The 1,978-nt window shown below is 71.9% G+C and carries 1 protein-coding gene and 1 pseudogene; one reads left to right on the top strand and one right to left on the bottom strand.

All coding sequences use genetic code 11. The features are described 5' to 3' along the window. Positions 1-89: 89 nt before the first annotated feature. Positions 90-842, bottom strand: coding sequence for a CPBP family intramembrane glutamic endopeptidase (locus KBX39_RS29910; protein WP_210873748.1), 753 nt, complete (start codon positions 840-842; stop codon positions 90-92). Positions 843-964: 122 nt separating this feature from the next. Here KBX39_RS29910 and KBX39_RS29905 point away from each other — a divergent pair. Next, positions 965-1,978: pseudogene (locus tag KBX39_RS29905) on the top strand (globin domain-containing protein); the annotation flags it as partial.

The following is a 1,978-nucleotide window of genomic DNA, read 5'->3' as shown; positions in this document are numbered from 1 at the left end:
CACCCCGGTTCGGGGTGGGGGGGGGGCCCGGCGGGCCGCCACACCGCCACCTCGCCGACCCGGCGAAGCCATCAGGCCGGCAGCCGGGATCAGAGCCAGTCGAACCAGGACTTGGGCAGCATCGCGTACCCGACGAACGCGAAGATGTCGAGCAGCGTGTGCGCGACGATCAGCGGGGCGACCCGGCGGGTGCGCAGGTAGAACAGCCCGAAGATCACACCCATGACGGCGTTGCCGACGAACGCGCCGAAGCCCTGGTAGAGGTGGTAGGAGCCGCGCAGCAGGGCGCTCGTGGCCAGCACCGCGCCGATGCGCCAGTTGAGCTGCCGCAGCCGGGTGATCAGGTAGCCGACCACGATCACCTCCTCCAGCACGGCGTTCTGCACGGCGGCGAGGATCAGCACCGGCACCGTCCACCAGAGGAGCGTGGCGTTGAGGCCGAGCTGCGCCGCCGCCCAGAACAGCGCCAGCCCGGGCAGGCCGATGAGCGCGGTCAGGCCCGCGCCCCGGGCCAGGTCCGAGCCGGGCCGCCGGAAGTCGACGCCGAGCGTCCGCGCCGGGTCGCCGGGGTCGCGCGCCAGCAGGTGTACGGCGAGCAGCACCGGCAGCAGCGCGAAGACGATCCCGAGCAGCTGGTACGTCAGGTCGAGGTAGGGCCGGGCCGACGCTGAGGTGTTCAGCGCGGCGGTCTGCTTGGACAGCCCACCGGTCGCGGTGAGCTTCGCGATCAGCGACACCAGCGCGTACACGGCCGACTGGCCGAGGGACAGACCGAGCACGAGCAGCGTCTCGGTGCCCAGCATCCGGCGGGAGACCGGGCGGGCCAGCTCGTCAACCGTCACCGGACCATGAAATCACTTCGGCGTCCCGACCCGGCGATCGCACAGTCTGTGCGACCGACGTACACGCTCCGTGGAGATTCTATGGCTGCCGATCCGCCCGTACGGAGAAGGAGCGTGCCCCTGTGGAGAACTTCGCGCGGCTGCTGAAGGAGAGCTGGGCCCTGGTCGAGGAGGACCGGGAGCGGCTCAGCGGTCACTTCTACGCCCGGCTGTTCCTCCTCGACCCGGAGCTGCGCAAGCTCTTCCCGGTGCAGATGAACGGGCAGGGCGACCGGATCCTGGAGGCGATCGTCACCGCCACCCAGACCGTGGGCGACCCGGAGAGCTTCGACGAGTACCTGCGGGCGCTGGGCCGGGACCACCGGAAGTACCACGTGACGGCCGAGCACTACGCGACCATGGGTGTCGCGCTGCTGGACGCGCTGCGCAGCACCGCCGGGGACGGCTGGAACCTGGAGTACGACCAGGCGTGGCGGGAGGCGTACGCGAGCATCAGCGCGCGGATGCTGGCCGGCGCGGAGGCCGACGGCAACCCGCCGTACTGGCACGCCGAAGTGCTCACCCACGAGCGGCACGGCCCGCACACGGCGGTGCTGACCGTACGCGCGCTCCAGCACCCTGCCCTGGCAGGCGGGGCAGTACGTCAGCGTGGAGGTGCCCCGCTACCACCCGCGGGTGTGGCGGACGTACTCGGTGGCGAACGCGCCGAACGAGGAGAACGTGCTGGAGTTCCACGTGCGGACGCCGCCCGGCGCGGCCGGCTGGGTGTCCGGGGCGCTGGTGCGCCGCACCAAGCCGGGTGACCTGCTGCGGGTGGCCGCGCCGATGGGCTCGATGACGCTTGATCCGGAGTCCACCCGGGACGTCCTCTGCGTGGCCGGCGGGGTCGGGCTGGCGCCGATCAAGGCGCTGGTGGAGGAGCTGACCCGGGTCAACCGCACCCGCTGGGTGCACGTCTTCTACGGCGCGCGCCGCCCGGACGAGCTGTACGGGCTGGCCGGCCTGGAGGACCTGGTCGCGACCCACCCGTGGTTGTCGGTGACGCCGTCGTGCAGCGAGGACCCGGACTTCGGCGGCGAACTCGGTGACGTGTCCGAGGTGGTCACCCGGTACGGGCCGTGGACCACGCACGACTG

The sequence above is a fragment of the Micromonospora sp. D75 genome (assembly GCF_018070405.1).
GTDB lineage: Bacteria > Actinomycetota > Actinomycetes > Mycobacteriales > Micromonosporaceae > Micromonospora > Micromonospora chalcea.
This window is presented reverse-complemented; position numbering and strand designations above follow the sequence as displayed.